This is a genomic window from Ureibacillus sp. FSL W8-0352 (assembly GCF_038004345.1).
Classification (GTDB): domain Bacteria; phylum Bacillota; class Bacilli; order Bacillales_A; family Planococcaceae; genus Ureibacillus; species Ureibacillus thermosphaericus.
Window position 1 is genome coordinate 2,697,017 of the sequence record NZ_JBBOQT010000001.1, and the last position, 14,696, is coordinate 2,711,712.

Consider the following 14,696-nt stretch of genomic DNA (forward strand, 5'->3'; position numbering starts at 1 on the left):
ATGCCAGCACTTAGGAGGGAAATAACCGTATGAATATCGTTTTAATGGGCTTGCCAGGTGCTGGTAAAGGTACGCAAGCAGAAAAAATCGTGAATAAGTACGAAATCCCTCATATTTCTACAGGTGATATGTTCCGTGCTGCTATCAGTCAAGGTACGGAACTAGGTCTTAAAGCGAAATCCTATATGGATCAAGGTGCATTAGTTCCAGACGAGGTTACTATTGGCATCGTGCGCGAAAGACTTGCACAAAAAGACTGTGAAAATGGATTTTTACTTGATGGGTTCCCACGCACGGTACCTCAAGCTGAATCATTAGATAACATCTTAGAAGAACTTGGTAAAAAAATTGATCATGTAATCAATATCCAAGTTGAAAAAGATGAACTAGTTGCACGTTTAAGCGGTCGTCGTATCTGTAAAACTTGCGGTGCTACTTATCACGTTATTTTCAATCCTCCTAAAGTGGAAGGAAAATGTGATAAGGATGGCGGAGAATTATACACTCGAGCTGATGATAATCCTGAGACGGTTGCTAATCGCCTGGAAGTAAATATGAAACAAGCACAACCTTTACTTGATTTTTATGAATCAAAAGGTTTATTAACAAATATTAATGGTCAGCAAGAGATTGAAAAAGTGTTTGCTGATCTTGACGCTCTATTATTACAGGGCAGTCGCAGCTGATACCCGTCATTCTTTCGAAAGTCATAATACTTTTCGCGAGGGGTAATCGGAGGCAACATAAAATATTGAGAGTTGCAAAAGCATATTAGTGCCCGGTATACACTACTTGCGAAAGTGCTTATACTTACTTAGAAAGTTCTTTTGTGAAGAGTGTTATGGGTTTCGTGGAAGCATCAAGTGAACGGGTGTGAATTTTCCATGATATCCGGACATTTTAACAAAGGAATACAGTTTCCTTACCGGATCTGTTCATTCCCTGGATTGTGTGAAGCGAAACCAGACGAGCGTCTTTCGAACATCTCTCATACAATCCAACGTTTGTTAATGGAGTTGCTTCTAACCTGTAAAATCTGTTGCGAGTGTTCTCTAGGGAGAACGATTTAGCACATATAGAAGGGAGACAGGGTTGATGGCGAAAGACGATGTAATTGAAGTCGAAGGAACAGTTGTTGAGACTTTGCCAAACGCGATGTTTAAGGTAGAATTAGAAAATGGGCACACGGTGCTTGCACACGTTTCCGGAAAGATTCGTATGCATTTCATTCGAATTTTACCTGGAGATAAGGTTACTATTGAGTTATCTCCTTATGATTTAACTCGCGGTCGTATCACATACCGTTTTAAATAATCTTTTGCACTCCGAAGACTAAGGAGGTTGAGTTAAATGAAAGTGAGACCATCTGTAAAACCGATTTGCGAAAAATGTAAAGTTATTCGCCGACGCGGTAAAGTAATGGTAATCTGTGAAAATCCAAAACACAAACAAAAACAAGGATAATTTTTAAGGAGGTGCGAATAAATGGCACGTATTGCTGGTGTTGATATTCCTCGCGATAAACGCGTAGTAATTTCATTAACTTATATTTATGGTGTTGGTAAACCAACTGCTCAAAAAGTATTAGCTGCAGCTGGTGTATCTGAAGATACTCGTGTACGTGATCTTACTGAAGATGAATTAGACAGAATCCGTACAGAATTAGATAAGTACAAAATTGAAGGTGACTTACGTCGTGAAGTATCACTAAACATTAAACGTTTAATGGAAATTGGTTGCTATCGTGGTATCCGTCACCGTCGTGGTCTACCTGTTCGTGGACAAAATACGAAAAACAATGCACGTACTCGTAAAGGTCCTCGTAAAACTGTTGCGAACAAGAAAAAATAATAAGTAAAGGGGGTTCCTTCCGTAATGGCTCGTAAACAACAATCACGTAAACGTCGTGTGAAAAAGAATATCGAATCAGGTATTGCACACATTCGTTCTACATTTAACAATACAATCGTAACGATTACTGATATGCAAGGGAATGCAGTTTCTTGGTCAAGTGCAGGTGCTCTTGGATTCAAAGGTTCTCGTAAATCTACTCCATACGCTGCTCAAATGGCTGCTGAAGCCGCTGCTAAAGCTTCCCATGAGCATGGTTTAAAAACGTTAGAAGTAACTGTTAAAGGTCCAGGTGCAGGTCGTGAAGCGGCTATCCGTGCACTTCAAGCTGCAGGACTTGAAGTAACAGCAATTAAAGATGTTACACCAGTTCCACATAACGGTTGCCGTCCGCCAAAACGTCGTCGTGTGTAATGGGTGCAACTCTTTGGAGTACATCATTCTTGTGCAAGAAGAATTGTACAAATTTATAAAGTCAAGATTTTTTGACTATTATGATGGTATGACCTATACAGTCGATGTTTTGAAGGAGGGTAAATTGAATGATCGAAATTGAAAAACCAAAGATTGAAACTGTTGAGATCAGCGAAGATTCCACATATGGTAAGTTTGTTATAGAACCACTAGAACGTGGATATGGTACTACTTTGGGTAATTCTTTACGTCGTATCCTTCTATCCTCATTACCGGGTGCAGCGATTACTTCTGTACAAATTGATGGGGTATTACATGAATTCTCAACTATTGAAGGGGTAGTAGAGGATGTTGCTTCAATCATTTTAAACTTAAAAAAACTTGCACTGAAAATCTACTCCGATGAGGAAAAAATTCTCGAGATTGATGTGAAAGGTGAAGCAACAGTTACAGCAAGTGATATCACACATGATAGTGATGTTGAAATTTTAAATCCAGATTTGTATATAGCAACAATCGCAAGCAACGGTCATTTGCGTATACGTATGTATGCTAAGAGAGGCCGTGGTTACATTCCTGCTGATCAAAACAAACGTGAGGATCTTCCTATCGGCGTGATCCCGATCGACTCTATTTACACTCCAGTTTCACGCGTTAATTATCAAGTGGAAAATACTCGTGTAGGACAAAATTCCGATTACGATAAATTGTCCCTTGATGTGTGGACTGATGGTAGCATCGGTCCGAAAGAAGCGATTTCACTCGGAGCGAAAATATTAACAGAGCATCTAAATATTTTTGTTGGTCTAACAGATGAAGCACAAGCAGCGGAAATCATGGTAGAAAAAGAAGAGGACCAAAAAGAAAAAGTATTAGAGATGACGATCGAAGAATTAGATCTTTCTGTTCGTTCCTATAACTGTTTAAAACGTGCAGGTATTAATACAGTATTAGAACTTACGAATAAGTCTGAAGACGATATGATGAAAGTTCGTAATCTTGGACGTAAGTCATTAGAAGAAGTAAAAGCAAAACTTGCAGAGCTTGGCTTATCTTTACGTAAAGAAGACTAAGCAATCGTTATTTATTATGTTCGAATAAAGGAGGGAACATTCATGGGTTACAGAAAACTAGGCCGTACAAGTTCTCAACGTAAAGCGTTATTACGTGATTTAGCAACTGATTTAATTATTAATGAACGCATTGAAACAACTGAAGCTCGTGCAAAAGAATTACGTTCAGTTGTTGAGAAAATGATTACTTTAGGTAAACGCGGAGATTTACATGCTCGCCGTCAAGCTGCAGCATTCATCCGTCGTGAAGTAGTGACAACTACTGATGAAGAAGGAAACGAAAAAACTAAATTCGCTCTTCAAAAATTATTTGATGATGTTGCGCCACGTTACGCTGATCGCCAAGGTGGTTATACACGTATCTTAAAAGTAGGTCCTCGTCGTGGTGACGGAGCGCCTGTAGTAATTATCGAGTTAGTTTAATTTTTAGGGGGTGTCCGGGTTTCCGGTTGAACTCGCCCCCCTTTTTTACAAATGTGTGATTTATACGACAATAAAATGGCACATGAGCGTTATGATGATCGAATGAAAAATTCGTATCGTCTAGCTCTCCGCACCTCATTCATCAGATTACGGAACGTTAATAAACCGTACTTCTATAAATGTTATTAGCGCATTTCTCCTGAATGAGGTGCGCGCTTTTTTATTCAAACCAAAATCTATTAAAGAGTATGTAAAAATAAAATACGTTTCTTCTTGTAATTTTCAAAATTTTTAAACGTGTTTTATTTTTATATATAGGAGATTCATTTAGAACTAGAAATGTAGAGCCCTGGAGAGAGGAGCATAGATGTGACCGAAATTCTATCATTTCATAATGTATCTTTTTCATACACACCTGAAAAACCTGATGCCCGTAAAGCTGTTCAAAATGTTTCGTTTTCAATTAATGAGGGTGAGTGGATTGCCATTGTCGGTCATAATGGTTCAGGCAAATCTACAATGGTGAAGATGGTTTGTGGTCTCCTCTTCCCGCAGGAGGGGGAAATTCGCGTCATGCAGAGCATATTAAATGAAGAGACTCTTTGGGATATTCGCTCAAAAATTGGAATGGTTTTTCAAAATCCAGATAACCAATTTGTTGGAGCGACAGTGCAAGACGATGTTGCCTTTGCATTAGAAAACAACGGAGTGCCTTTTGAAGAAATGGTTGAACGGGTTTCTTCGTCTTTAAAGAAAGTCAAAATGTATGAGTTTTTAAACCATGAACCCCATCATTTATCAGGTGGTCAAAAGCAACGTGTTGCCATTGCCGGAGCCCTTGCAATGCATCCGAAACTATTAATTTTAGACGAAGCAACTTCCATGCTTGATCCACAAGGGCGACTAGAAGTATTGCAAACAGTTCTAGAATTAAGAAAAGAAATTGGCTTAACAGTTTTATCGATTACGCACGATGTTGAAGAAGCACTTCTCGCAGACCGAGTTATTTTTATGAACCAGGGCAAGAAATATGCAGAAGGTTCACCAGAAGAAATTTTTGCATTAGGGGATAAATTGACTGAATTTGGTTTAGAATTGCCTTTTGCAATGAGGATGACAGAGCTGCTCCAAGCAAAAGGTGTACATTTATCAGGCAATAATTTAACAGAAGAAGAGTTGGTGAATGATCTATGGACATCAAACTTCAGCAAGTAAGCTATGCATATTCAGCAGGTACACCTTTTGAGAAGTATGCTTTATTTGATGTGGAGATGGATATTCCATCTAAAACCTATCATGCAATCATTGGACATACAGGTTCTGGTAAATCAACGATTCTTCAACATTTCAATGGATTATTAAAGCCAACAAAAGGAATCGTACATATTGGAGAGCGAAAAATCGAAGCGGGAAAAAAGGCAAAAGAATTAAAACCAATTCGTCAAAAGGTAGGTATTGTATTCCAATTCCCAGAGCACCAACTATTTGAAGAAACAGTATTAAAAGACATTATGTTCGGTCCGATGAATTTTGGTGTTTCTGAAGAAGAAGCGGAGAAGAGGGCTCGCGAAGGCATCAAACAAGTTGGATTGCCTGAAGAAGTGTTAGACAAGTCGCCTTTTGATTTATCAGGCGGACAAATGAGACGGGTTGCAATAGCTGGAGTACTTGCAATGAATCCAGATGTGATTGTATTAGATGAACCTACTGCTGGGCTCGACCCTAGAGGACAGAAAGAAATTATGGATTTGTTTTATCGTCTGCATAAAGAGAGAGAATTAACAACCATTCTAGTCACCCATAGCATGGAAGATGCGGCGAAATACGCAGATCAAATTTCGATTATGCATGAAGGACGCTGTGTGTTAACAGGTGTTCCACGGGAAATATTTTCAGAAAGTGAAACGCTAAAAAAATATCGATTAGAAATTCCTCGTATCGTGAAATTTCAACAAAAGATTGAAAAGTTAATAGGAAAGCCACTTTCAAAAATTTGTTTAACTGAGGAAGAGCTAGCGGATGAGATTGCTCGGTCGTTAAAGGAGCGTGATCATTCATGATGGAGAAAATGATTTTCGGACGATTTATCCCAGGAGATTCCTTCGTACATCAGTTAGATCCACGTTCCAAACTCATATTTACGTTTATTTTTGTGGTTATTGTATTTTTAGCGAACAATGCGGCTACATATGGCCTATTGTTAATTTTTACATTGTTTGTCATTTTGATTTCAAGAATTCGATTACATTTTTTAATAAATGGATTAAAACCGGTTATCATTTTAGTAATTTTCACGTTTCTCATTCACATTCTCTTTACTAGAGAAGGAGATGTACTACTGAACCTTGGTTTTCTAAAGGTTTATGAAGCAGGTTTAAGACAAGGAATTTTCATATCGATCCGTTTTGTTGTACTTGTATTTATTACAACAATCTTAACATTAACAACTTCTCCTATTTCAATAACAGACGGACTTGAAGTACTATTAAATCCTTTGAAGAAATTTAAATTGCCGATTCATGAATTAGCATTGATGATGTCCATTGCGTTACGCTTTATTCCAACGCTAATGGATGAAACGGATAAAATCATGAAAGCACAAATGGCGAGAGGGTCCGATTTAGGAGCAGGACCAATAAAAGATCGAATTAAAGCGGTTGTTCCCCTTCTGGTGCCTTTATTTGTAAGCGCCTTTAAACGGGCAGAAGATTTAGCAACAGCAATGGAAGTGCGGGGATATCGAGGAGGAGAAGGACGCACTCGATATCGCCAGTTAAAATGGGATGCGAAAGATACAACCTGTATTTTTGCATTAGTATTGATGACTGCTCTTTTAGTGTTCTTCCGCAGTTAGAAAAAGGTGAGAGACTTGCGACGCTTAAAAGCAATTATTTCTTATGATGGAACGCACTTTTCTGGCTACCAAGCGCAGCCGGGAAAAAGAACGGTGCAATCTGAAATTGAAAAGGTATTAACAGTAATGCATAAGGGCGAACACATACGCATTTTTGCTAGCGGACGTACAGATGCGCGTGTTCATGCCACTGGACAAGTCATTCATTTTGATACGACTCTTTCGATTCCAGCAGAAAACTATAAAGTGGCATTAAATGCACAATTGCCAGCTGATGTTCGAATACTCGATATGGAAGAAGTTTCCCCTGATTTTCATGCTCGATTTGATGCGAAAGGAAAACGATACCGGTATAAATGGAATTGTGATGAAGTCCAAAGTCCTTTCAAGAGAAACTATACTGTTGAAACGAGAGGAAGAAAGCCGGACGTAAGTAAAATGGAAAACGGCGCAGCTTATTTAGTTGGTACTCATGACTTTACTAGTTTTTGTGCAGCGAGTACACCTGTTGATGACAAAGTTCGCACGATTTATTCCATCGATTTTGAGTGGCACGATCAGGAACTTCATATGGTCATTGAGGGTAGTGGCTTTTTATATAATATGGTTCGGATTATTGCTGGTACTTTATGGGAAGTTGGGATTGGAAAAAGAGAGGCAAAATCTATTAAGGACATTATTGAATCGAAAAATCGCGAAATGGCAGGAACAACGGCTCCTCCCCACGGGCTATATTTAGAAAAAGTATACTATTAATGCGATAACAACTTTTCCTTGTGTTCAACATTTTTCTTGACTTATGTTTTGAATTATAATATTATAACATATGGTATTTTCATTCCACTTATAAGCCCCGAAACTTATTAGTGAGAAAAATGGAAAATTAACGGTTCATGAAATCGATTAGGAGGATATATACATGCGTACAACATTTATGGCGAAAGGTCATGAAGTAGAGCGTAAATGGTTAGTAGTTGACGCAGAAGGTAAAACGCTTGGTCGTTTAGCTTCAGAAGTCGCTGCTATTTTACGCGGTAAACATAAACCAATTTATACACCACACGTTGACACTGGTGACTATGTAATCGTAATTAACGCTGAAAAAATTCATTTAACTGGTAACAAATTAGAAGATAAAATTTACTACCGTCACTCTCAATTCGCTGGCGGTTTAAAGAAACGTACAGCAGGCGAAATGCTTGAAAGAAATCCAGAAAGAATGATCGAATTAGCAGTAAAAGGAATGCTTCCTAAAAACTCTTTAGGACGCAAAATGTTCAAAAAGCTTCATGTTTATGCTGGTCCAAATCATCCACATGCTGCACAAAAACCAGAAAGCTTCGAGCTTCGCGGATAATTAATTAGAGGAGGATATTCACTTGGCACAAGTTCAATATACTGGCACAGGTCGTCGTAAAAGCTCAGTAGCTCGTGTACGTTTAGTACCTGGCGAAGGCAAAATCATTATTAATAAACGTGATGTAGAAGAGTACATTCCATTCGAAACATTACGTGAAGTGATTAAACAACCATTAAAATTAACTCAAACTTTAGGTAGTTACGATGTATTAGTAAACGTTAAAGGTGGAGGTTATACTGGACAAGCTGGCGCTATCCGCCACGGTATCGCTCGTGCGTTACTTCAAGTTGATCCAGATTTCCGTCCAGCTTTAAAACAAGCTGGTTTACTAACTCGTGACCCACGCATGAAAGAACGTAAAAAATACGGTCTTAAAGGCGCTCGTCGCGCACCACAATTCTCAAAACGTTAATTTATCAACGTTTACAGCCCATTCTGGATTTTTTAGAATGGGCTGTATATTTAATAAAAAGGGCTCTATAATATTTGGTGTTGGTGGATACAACCAGCACCAATTTTTTTACACAAAAAAATGAAACATGTGACAAACTCTGGTAAAATGTAATCGCCAAACCACATTTCCCAAAGGAGTTGTGTCGTAAGCCCGAATTCAAACGACGCATATCAATCGATCGTACCTCCCTGTAAGATAGAGTTATCGATTACAGAGGAGGTGTTTTTGTTTGGCAGTTGAAAAACTAAATATCGTCCCTGTCAATTTGGAATCCGATTCTGATTCAACTCCACCCTCAACGAGTCGTGGTCCTCTCAAACCTGTATGCGTTATTCAAGCAACAAATTTTAAAATCTCCTTTTACCCCGGTGTAAAACCTCACATCATTCAAACGGTCATCAAGGAGTTGAATAGCAGTGATTCATGATTTTACTAAGTGTAAAAATATCTATATCATTTGTGGTCGTACGGATATGAGAAAAGGAATTGATGGTCTTGCCACCTTAATTCAGGATTCTTTCGAACTGGATCCATATAGCAACGCCATTTTCTTATTTTGTGGACGGAAGAAAGACCGCTATAAATGTTTGTATTTTGATGGAGATGGCTTCGCCATGTTATACAAACGAATCGATAACGGCAAACTCCAATGGCCCAGAAATGAAAATGAGGTTCGAAATTTGACTCAACAGGAGCTTCGATGGTTGCTCGAAGGGCTCTCGATTCAACAACCTAAAGCCATCCAAAAATCGAAAAAAGGTGCCTTCTAAATACCGATTCATGATATAATCAACTCTATATAGAATCAGTACGGAAAAGTGGTGGATGTTGTGAACAATGATTCAAACGAAAAGTTAATTCAGTTATTAGAAGAGCAACTAGCTCATGCCAATCAAAAAAATGATGAACTGTTGAAACAAATTGAATTATTGTCACAACAAGTTCGTTATTTAACTAAACGGCTTTATGGCTCAAAATCTGAAAAATCAAAGTATCAAGCTCCAGACGGACAGTATTCTTTGTTTGATGACGACTCTTTTTTTAATGAACCTGAGCACACAGGAGAAAAAAGCACGGACACTGTGACATACACAGTTGTTCGTAAACGACATAACAAGAAAAAACGAAATGATTCTTTTATGGATGGTTTAGAAATTGAAGAAATTCATCATCATCCAGAAAACTTACAATGCGAGTGTTGTCAATCACCTATGACAGAGATTGGCAGCACGATTGTACGAGAAGAAGCAAAATTCATACCAGCTACTATGAAGCGTGTTCAGCATATTGAACACGCTTATGAGTGCAGGTCTTGTAAAAAAGATTCGAATAAAGACTCACAAATCAAACGTGGAAAAGCACCGCAACCTGCCATTCAGCGAAGTATCGCAGGACCAACGGTCTTAGCAAAACTCATCTATGATAAATTTATTCTTTATTTACCTTTATATAGGCAGGTAAAGGAATGGCATCGTTATGGTTTACTAACCAATGATAAGAACCTATCCAACTGGGTGATTCGCACTGCAGAAGATTGGCTTCTTCCATTATATAATCGGATGAAAGAAACGCTCTTGAAAAAATCTATCCTTCATGTCGATGAAACCTATGCCCAAGTTTTGAACCGCTCTGATGGGAAGCCAGCCCAGTCTAAGGCTTACAACTGGGTATTCCGTAGCGTAGCATCTCAAGGTCCAGCAATTGTTCTGTTCCATAGTGCTTTATCTCGAAGTCGGGAAATTTTGACTGACTTTATAAAAGGCTTTAAAGGAACGATGATCTGCGATGGATATTCTGCATATCATGATGTATCGAATATTCATTTTGCCAACTGCTGGGCTCATGTTCGTCGATACTGGTTAAAAGCTGATAGTAAAAATGGACGGATTGGTGTGGATTATTGCAATCAACTTTATCGGTTAGAACGTAAATTTAAAAAACTTCGACCGAGTGAACGTAGAAAAGCAAGACAAAAGGAGTCCAAACCAATCGTCGAGGCATTTTTCAAATGGATTGATGAATCTCCTTTCTATGGAAAGAATGCCCTTGCCAAAGCTGCGGAGTATACATTGAAGCATGCCGAAGGCTTAAAAGCTTTTCTGTATGATGGGCGCATTGAAATGGACAATAACCCAGCTGAAAATGCGATTCGGCCAAATGTCATTGGAAGAAAAAACTGGCTGTTTTCCGTCAGTGAATCTGGAGCCGATGCGAATGCCATCTGTTTAAGCTTGGCTGAAACGGCAAAAGCTAATGGAATTGATTTTTATCAATACTTAGTGAAAGTATTGTCGGAACTCCCAAGTTTACCAATCCATCAACAGCCAGAAATATTAGATCGCTATTTGCCATGGTCGAAAACAATTTGTGAATCATGTGCAATGGCAAAATAGCCCTCAATCCGAAAAAACTTGGGATTGAAGGGCTATTCGTCGTGTGTACCAGAAGGGTGCGCATTTTTTTATTTATCTCACATATTTCGGGCTTACGTTGTGTCACATGTCTCACCATCATTCTATACGAAACCTACTCAATATAAAAGACAAAAATATCACATTTGATGAAAATTTTTGTTCTACCGAAACGATCAAAAAAGTAAAAGCTAAAGTCTTTCATGGGACGTTAACGTATCAACCAAAAGCTTGTTATGCTTGTGGCCATGTCTTTGATGATCAAATCATTAAACACGGTTTTAAAACGTCTCTCATTAAAATGCCTAGCATTTCAGGTTTTCATACCTACTTAAAATTGCGTAAACAGCGTTATTTCTGTAAACATTGTCATTCCACGTTTACTTTAAAAACGAGCGTCGTGGCTAAAAACTGTTGTATTTCCAACAATACCAAAGTATCGATTGCTTTAAACGCCAAAGATAAAATATCCGAAAAAGATATTGCGATGAAACATAATGTTTCTCATGCCACTGTCAGTCGAGTCATTGACAGCTTTTATAGCTACTATCAACCAAATGTTCACTACCTTCCAAAGCATTTGTGTTTTGATGAGTTTAAATCAGTGAAATCCGCAGCTGGAGCGATGTCCTTTATTTTCTGCGACTCTGAAACGGGGGAGATTGTGGATATCGTGGAGGACCGGAGATTACATGTCCTCAAAGAGTATTTCTTACGGTATTCCAAGAAGGCGAGAGATGCGGTAAAAACGATTGTCATCGATATGTATAGCCCTTATATTTCCTTAATCCAAGAAGTTTTCCCTAAAGCGGAAATCGTACTCGACAAATTCCATATCCTCCAACTATTTAGCAGAGCTTTAAACAAAACGCGCATCAACGTCATGAATCGGGATAAAAAGAATTACAATAAATTGAAAAAATACTGGAAGCTCCTTCTGAAAGATCAAACAAAACTCGATTATAAAAACTACAAATATCATCACTGCTTTAAAAAGCTCATGTGTGAGGTGGATATTCTACACTACATCATTAATCTGGATTCTGAATTAAAGGCGTCCTATGAGTTATACCAATACGTTCGACATTGCATCAAAACCAAAGACTTTGAGCTCTTGAAGAAAACCTTGGCGAATAAACGGAACAGCGTTTCCAGCTATATGAAAACCGCCATCAAGACAATAAACAAATACATAAATTACGTGGAGAATACGTTGAAATACGATTATAACAACGGTATTTTAGAAGGGATTAATAACAAAATTAAGGTGATAAAGCGTATTTCTTTCGGCTATCGCTGTTTCCGACATTTTAAAACTCGGATTCTGATCACCCAAAATTTAATGACAATGAAAAAAGCTTAGAGGAATCGAAGTTCCTCTAAGCTGTGCGGTTGCATATACCAGGAAAGTCACAAAATTTTTTCACCAACACTATTTGACAAAGAACCATAAAAAGTTGTATTTGAATGTATTTTGAATGTAATTTTTTTCGGAATTTTATTATGACTCTTTCAAGATATTTAAGATTTGCTGTTTATTGCATAATAAAAGTGCAGACTAGTGCAACGAATTTGTACAGAGTCTAGCACTTTTTTTAGTGCAATAAAAAAAAGACTTGCCAGCCACCCCAAGTCCCTCTACTGTAAAAGTGTCGAATTTTACCAGTGGTGGTTTGAAAGGATGCTAGCAATGTCTGAAATTAATTGTATCAAAACTTTAAGAAATGAAAAAGGATTGTCTATTTCCAAAATTGCAGAAACTATGAATGTGAATTGGCGTACCGCCAAGAAGTATGGTGATGGCGATCAATTACCTCAAGAAAAAAAGCATATTAAAAAAGGGATGATGTATGAAGAGAAATGGGGACAAATCGTTATAGACTGGCTTGAGGAAGATCTCAAGTTAAAGAAAAAACTTCGTCGAACAAACAAAAAAATTGTTGAAGATTTAAAAGAGATGGGCTTTCAAGGGTCCTATAGAACAGTTTGTAATTTTATTCAAGAATGGCGTGCCAGAGAAGATGATGAAATCAGTAAAGGACATGAGCGATTAGACCATCCAGAAGGAGAAGCACAATTAGATTTTGGCGTAATGGAAGCTGTGCAAGACGGAGAGATTGTCGATGTTCATGTTTTAGTGATGACGTTCCCGGCAAGTAATACAGGGTTTGCGATACCGATGCCTGGAGAAAATTTAGAGTGTTTCTTAGGTGGATTACAAGAACTGTTTAAGCAAGCTGGTGGAGTGCCCCTTAGTATTCGAATTGATAATTTAACACCTGCGGTCAAAAAAGTACGTAACGGTGATACAGAAGCTGAATTAACAGAAGCATTTCGCCATTTTCAAAACTATTATGGCTTTAAGGTACAAGTGTGTAATCCATCGAGAGGTAATGAAAAAGGAAATGTGGAAAATAAAGTGGGTTATGTTCGATATAACTTCTTCAGCTTACCACCAGTTATAAAAGACTTTGAAGATTTAACGGAGAAACTAAAGAAACAATTGAAGGACGATCGTAATCGACTACATTATGAAAAGGGAGAACTCATTGAGGATTTATGGCAACAAGAGCAAAAGCAATTAAACAAATTACCAAAAGAGCCGTATCCAGTATTTAAACAATTTCCAATCAAGTTTAATAAATATAATGAGTTTAAATTGGATAAGCATTTAATTCATGTGCCTAGAGCGCGTAGTTATGTACAGTTATATTGCATTACGTATTGGGATTCATTCAAAGTGATTACAAATGAAGGAGAAATTTTATTATCAGATGCAAGACCATATATGAAGAAACGACGTTTCATTCCTTGGAAAGATATATTAAAAGATTGGTTGAAAAAGCCCCTAGTAGTTGATTATTCACGATATTCAGGTTACTTACCAACTCGTATAAAGGAATATTTAACGGTCCCTTCTTACTCATTGAGAAAACAACGAATAAATGAATTGATTACACTTTTAATAAACCATGATATGAAGGAGATTAATCAGAACTTTTACGAATTAATTGGAAACAACACAGAAGAACAAGAACATCCTTACGGTGTAAAATGGACTGATTATGATGCACTATCTCCAAAAGGAACGGGGGAATCTGGTCATGAATAATGCCATTTTACAATTGTGTAAACAATTGCGATTAGCATATATCGCTGAAGCAATACACGAAGTTCCATTTACAACACCGGAAGAATATATTTACCAGCTTTTATTAAAAGAACAAGAAGGTAGAGAACAAGCAAAAGTTGCAAGAAATTTAAAAAATGCCCGATTTATCGATATGAAAACATTAGAGAGCTATGAATGGCACAAAGATATTTGTTTACCTAGCCATCTATCCAAAGAAGAGTTGGTGCAACTTGATTTTATTCGAAAAAAAGAGAATGTCATTTTAGTAGGAGCACCTGGAACAGGTAAAACACATTTAGCATCCGCACTTGGTAGAAGAGCTTGTGAACAAGGTTTTGAAGTACGCTTTTATCGAGTTTCGCATCTAGTTGAAGAATTGGAACAGGCTTTGAATATAGGGAAACTAAAGCAATTTAGAAAGAAGTTAGAAAAAAATGATTTAATGATATTGGATGAAATGGGTTATCTTCCAATTGGAAAAGAAGGAGCAGAGTTACTTTTTCAAATTATTTCAGAGTTTTATGAACAAAAAAGTTTGATTATTACGTCAAATTTAGAGTTTAGTCAGTGGAATCGTATTTTTTCAGATTCGCGTTTAACGGCAGCTCTGGTGGATCGATTAATTCACCATGCCCACATCATCTCTTATACGGGACAGAGCTTCCGTTTAGCGAATGCATTGTCGAGAAAACAGTAAAAATAATGGGTGGCAACACTCTGCAT

At 37.7% G+C, this 14,696-nt stretch carries 19 protein-coding genes; all 19 read left to right on the top strand.

What is annotated here, in order from left to right; translation table 11 throughout:
* The first annotated feature begins 29 nt into the window (after positions 1-29).
* The 19 genes from NST98_RS13580 to istB all read left to right on the top strand — a co-directional run bounded on the left by NST98_RS13580 (position 30) and on the right by istB (position 14,670).
* Positions 30-686: an adenylate kinase gene (locus NST98_RS13580; protein ID WP_096550073.1), complete on the top strand. Its 657-nt coding sequence runs from the start codon at positions 30-32 to the stop codon at positions 684-686.
* Positions 687-1,095: 409 nt separating this feature from the next.
* The gene (infA, locus tag NST98_RS13585; protein ID WP_016839390.1) at positions 1,096-1,314 is read left to right on the top strand and encodes a translation initiation factor IF-1; all 219 of its coding nucleotides are present in this window, start codon (positions 1,096-1,098) and stop codon (positions 1,312-1,314) included.
* 36 nt (positions 1,315-1,350) lie between these two features.
* Complete coding sequence (gene rpmJ / locus NST98_RS13590) at positions 1,351-1,464, top strand: 50S ribosomal protein L36 (RefSeq protein WP_000868344.1); 114 nt, start codon at positions 1,351-1,353, stop codon at positions 1,462-1,464.
* 21 nt (positions 1,465-1,485) lie between these two features.
* Positions 1,486-1,851, top strand: a complete 366-nt coding sequence (gene rpsM, locus NST98_RS13595; RefSeq protein WP_016839391.1) for a 30S ribosomal protein S13 — start codon at positions 1,486-1,488, stop codon at positions 1,849-1,851.
* 24 nt (positions 1,852-1,875) lie between these two features.
* A complete protein-coding gene (gene rpsK / locus NST98_RS13600; RefSeq protein ID WP_340715325.1) occupies positions 1,876-2,265 on the top strand; it encodes a 30S ribosomal protein S11 in 390 nt (129 codons plus the stop codon).
* Positions 2,266-2,393: 128 nt separating this feature from the next.
* Positions 2,394-3,338 carry a DNA-directed RNA polymerase subunit alpha gene (locus NST98_RS13605; RefSeq protein ID WP_016839394.1) on the top strand — a complete coding sequence of 315 codons (945 nt, stop codon included), beginning with the start codon at positions 2,394-2,396 and terminating at the stop codon, positions 3,336-3,338.
* A gap of 42 nt (positions 3,339-3,380) precedes the next feature.
* The gene (gene rplQ, locus NST98_RS13610; RefSeq protein ID WP_016839395.1) at positions 3,381-3,761 is read left to right on the top strand and encodes a 50S ribosomal protein L17; all 381 of its coding nucleotides are present in this window, start codon (positions 3,381-3,383) and stop codon (positions 3,759-3,761) included.
* A gap of 369 nt (positions 3,762-4,130) precedes the next feature.
* Positions 4,131-4,976, top strand: coding sequence for an energy-coupling factor ABC transporter ATP-binding protein (locus tag NST98_RS13615; RefSeq protein ID WP_339287619.1), 846 nt, complete (start codon positions 4,131-4,133; stop codon positions 4,974-4,976).
* Positions 4,952-5,821, top strand: a complete 870-nt coding sequence (locus NST98_RS13620) for an energy-coupling factor ABC transporter ATP-binding protein (RefSeq protein WP_016839397.1) — start codon at positions 4,952-4,954, stop codon at positions 5,819-5,821. The genes NST98_RS13615 and NST98_RS13620 overlap by 25 nt, the downstream gene beginning before the upstream one ends.
* Positions 5,818-6,615, top strand: coding sequence for an energy-coupling factor transporter transmembrane component T family protein (locus tag NST98_RS13625; protein ID WP_339287621.1), 798 nt, complete (start codon positions 5,818-5,820; stop codon positions 6,613-6,615). The genes NST98_RS13620 and NST98_RS13625 overlap by 4 nt, the downstream gene beginning before the upstream one ends.
* 15 nt (positions 6,616-6,630) lie before the next feature.
* On the top strand, positions 6,631-7,371 hold the full coding sequence (gene truA, locus NST98_RS13630) for a tRNA pseudouridine(38-40) synthase TruA (RefSeq protein WP_339287623.1): 741 nt from the start codon (positions 6,631-6,633) through the stop codon (positions 7,369-7,371).
* Positions 7,372-7,534: 163 nt separating this feature from the next.
* Complete coding sequence (rplM, locus tag NST98_RS13635; RefSeq protein ID WP_016839400.1) at positions 7,535-7,972, top strand: 50S ribosomal protein L13; 438 nt, start codon at positions 7,535-7,537, stop codon at positions 7,970-7,972.
* Between the two features lie 22 nt (positions 7,973-7,994).
* Positions 7,995-8,387: a 30S ribosomal protein S9 gene (gene rpsI, locus NST98_RS13640; protein ID WP_016839401.1), complete on the top strand. Its 393-nt coding sequence runs from the start codon at positions 7,995-7,997 to the stop codon at positions 8,385-8,387.
* Between the two features lie 271 nt (positions 8,388-8,658).
* On the top strand, positions 8,659-8,856 hold the full coding sequence (locus tag NST98_RS13645) for a hypothetical protein (protein WP_016839676.1): 198 nt from the start codon (positions 8,659-8,661) through the stop codon (positions 8,854-8,856).
* A complete protein-coding gene (gene tnpB / locus NST98_RS13650; protein WP_197722754.1) occupies positions 8,846-9,199 on the top strand; it encodes an IS66 family insertion sequence element accessory protein TnpB in 354 nt (117 codons plus the stop codon). The genes NST98_RS13645 and tnpB overlap by 11 nt, the downstream gene beginning before the upstream one ends.
* Positions 9,200-9,247: 48 nt before the next feature.
* Positions 9,248-10,822 (top strand): IS66 family transposase, encoded by a 1,575-nt coding sequence (tnpC, locus tag NST98_RS13655; RefSeq protein ID WP_445684046.1) that lies wholly within the window; start codon positions 9,248-9,250, stop codon positions 10,820-10,822.
* A 106-nt stretch (positions 10,823-10,928) separates the two neighbouring features.
* Positions 10,929-12,203: an ISL3 family transposase gene (locus tag NST98_RS13660; RefSeq protein WP_026019163.1), complete on the top strand. Its 1,275-nt coding sequence runs from the start codon at positions 10,929-10,931 to the stop codon at positions 12,201-12,203.
* Positions 12,204-12,521: 318 nt separating this feature from the next.
* Positions 12,522-13,952 (top strand): IS21 family transposase, encoded by a 1,431-nt coding sequence (gene istA / locus NST98_RS13665; protein WP_016839615.1) that lies wholly within the window; start codon positions 12,522-12,524, stop codon positions 13,950-13,952.
* Positions 13,945-14,670 carry an IS21-like element helper ATPase IstB gene (gene istB, locus NST98_RS13670; RefSeq protein ID WP_016839616.1) on the top strand — a complete coding sequence of 242 codons (726 nt, stop codon included), beginning with the start codon at positions 13,945-13,947 and terminating at the stop codon, positions 14,668-14,670. The genes istA and istB overlap by 8 nt, the downstream gene beginning before the upstream one ends.
* Positions 14,671-14,696 lie beyond the last annotated feature (26 nt).

Coding starts and splice junctions, on each gene's coding strand:
- NST98_RS13580 (WP_096550073.1), top strand. CDS start 30: ATGAATATCGTTTTAATGGGCTTGCCAGGTGCTGGTAAAGGTACGCAA.
- infA (WP_016839390.1), top strand. CDS start 1,096: ATGGCGAAAGACGATGTAATTGAAGTCGAAGGAACAGTTGTTGAGACT.
- rpmJ (WP_000868344.1), top strand. CDS start 1,351: ATGAAAGTGAGACCATCTGTAAAACCGATTTGCGAAAAATGTAAAGTT.
- rpsM (WP_016839391.1), top strand. CDS start 1,486: ATGGCACGTATTGCTGGTGTTGATATTCCTCGCGATAAACGCGTAGTA.
- rpsK (WP_340715325.1), top strand. CDS start 1,876: ATGGCTCGTAAACAACAATCACGTAAACGTCGTGTGAAAAAGAATATC.
- NST98_RS13605 (WP_016839394.1), top strand. CDS start 2,394: ATGATCGAAATTGAAAAACCAAAGATTGAAACTGTTGAGATCAGCGAA.
- rplQ (WP_016839395.1), top strand. CDS start 3,381: ATGGGTTACAGAAAACTAGGCCGTACAAGTTCTCAACGTAAAGCGTTA.
- NST98_RS13620 (WP_016839397.1), top strand. CDS start 4,952: ATGGACATCAAACTTCAGCAAGTAAGCTATGCATATTCAGCAGGTACA.
- NST98_RS13625 (WP_339287621.1), top strand. CDS start 5,818: ATGATGGAGAAAATGATTTTCGGACGATTTATCCCAGGAGATTCCTTC.
- rplM (WP_016839400.1), top strand. CDS start 7,535: ATGCGTACAACATTTATGGCGAAAGGTCATGAAGTAGAGCGTAAATGG.
- NST98_RS13660 (WP_026019163.1), top strand. CDS start 10,929: ATGTCTCACCATCATTCTATACGAAACCTACTCAATATAAAAGACAAA.
- istA (WP_016839615.1), top strand. CDS start 12,522: ATGCTAGCAATGTCTGAAATTAATTGTATCAAAACTTTAAGAAATGAA.
- istB (WP_016839616.1), top strand. CDS start 13,945: ATGAATAATGCCATTTTACAATTGTGTAAACAATTGCGATTAGCATAT.